Raw genomic sequence first — 1,524 nt, 5'->3', positions numbered from 1 at the left:
GAATGGCTAGAGAGGGATGGGGAGTATGAGTCATTCTATAGTAATCAAATATATGATTACTGGGTTCGTTGCAAAACCAACAGGTGTGGCGTTTGTCAAAAGGAATATCAATCAGTGTAGGCATGGGCATAATAATATCAAAAAGCTGTTCAATGGCTGAACAGCTTGGGTAGTAAGATCAAATCAATTAATGATTATTCTTTTTCAAAATCAACTAACTCTTTAGCCAGTACGATAGGGTCAATTTCTAGGCACTCTTGTTCAGCTTCCCAATCAACACCTATTAATACACCATCATCATTTAAATCACTTACCCAGTATTCTAAAAACTCAGTCAGCGTAATAGTCACTGGGTTGTAGTCTGCCCACTCATCAGTGCAATGGCTTTTTGCAGCAGCTTCGCTTGACCAAAGTGGCATAACATCAGTTTCTTCAAATTCTGATGAGTCACATACAACCCAACCTTCACCTGTTTCGTCTTGTAAGCCCCATAAGACTTGATGTTGTTTTACGCTTTCGATAAAGCCTGTTAGTGCTGCTGTCTGTTCTGTCATGATAAATCGCTTAAATGAGTGAGAATTAACATCATTATACGGACTCATTGAATAAGGAAAAGGCTTAATTAATGACAATTTTGTTTATGAGGATCCTTGGTGGTCATTTAGCTACTAAATTGACACAGAATCTAGACGAAAATCGGGCTGTTAGCCTTAACACGACTCGATGCGTCAATGTTGTAACTGTACTTTGTGGTTGTTTGTTAGGTGATTCTATAAATAGTAGAAGTAACGGAAGTCTTAAATTTATTAACCCGCTTATTTTATTAAGCAGTCTGTATCACTCAAATCAAGTACCGCTTTTAACACGAGTATCTGTGGCATTGAGTACCAGCTTCATTATTGCTCATCTTGTCATCGGTGTTGTCAAGTTTCACTTGAATTTAGCATAAATAAACAGGGTTTAATGTTAACAGCTCTTGTTTACTGAAAGCCGATGCGTCACGATATTCAATATTCATTTTACGTAAATTAAGTGTTGTTCATGGCTCATCAAAGACGTTTTTCTGTGTTTATTGCTTCAATGTTTGTATCTAGCACTTTATTAAGTGCCTGTGCAGTGTCAGCATCCCCCGATCCGGTCGCCGATGTTACTCCAGTTCAAGAGCATCCTGATTTTGCTACTTGTGTGGTTAATTTACAGCAAAAGGCAAAAACAGCAGGGATTTCACAACAGATTATCGATACAACGGTGGCAAATTTAAAGTTTGTCCCTAGGGTGATTGAATTAGATAATCAGCAGCCAGAATTTACCACTAGCTTTGGCGATTACTTCGATAAACGCGTAACACCATGGCGGGTTGAACAAGGTACAAAAATGATGGCTAAACACGGGCCATTATTAACTAAACTAACAAAAGAGTATGGCGTGCCTGGGCAATATATTGTTGCTTTTTGGGGCTTAGAAACCAACTTTGGCAGTTACAAAGGTAGTATGCCAGTGCTCGATTCATTGGCAACGCTAGCA

2 protein-coding genes are annotated in these 1,524 nt (G+C 38.8%); one reads left to right on the top strand and one right to left on the bottom strand.

Annotated features, from left to right (window positions below; genetic code table 11):
- Positions 1-194: 194 nt before the first annotated feature.
- Entirely contained in the window at positions 195-554 is a 360-nt protein-coding gene (locus CXF78_RS00150; protein WP_041413601.1) for a DUF2750 domain-containing protein, read from the bottom strand.
- A 487-nt stretch (positions 555-1,041) separates the two neighbouring features.
- On the opposite strand from CXF78_RS00150, the gene CXF78_RS00140 reads away from it, so the two are divergent.
- The coding region (locus CXF78_RS00140; protein WP_145991268.1) for a lytic murein transglycosylase at positions 1,042-1,524 on the top strand (483 nt) is incomplete at its 3' end.

The organism is Shewanella sp. 11B5, assembly GCF_002836795.1.
GTDB classification, from domain to species: Bacteria; Pseudomonadota; Gammaproteobacteria; order Enterobacterales; family Shewanellaceae; genus Shewanella; species Shewanella frigidimarina.
Note: the sequence above shows the minus strand (reverse complement) of the source record. Positions and strands in the feature narration are given on the sequence as shown.

What these genes read in the sequence shown, in the direction of transcription:
- CXF78_RS00150 (WP_041413601.1), bottom strand. Translation starts at nt 554, where the DNA reads ATGACAGAACAGACAGCAGCACTAACAGGCTTTATCGAAAGCGTAAAA.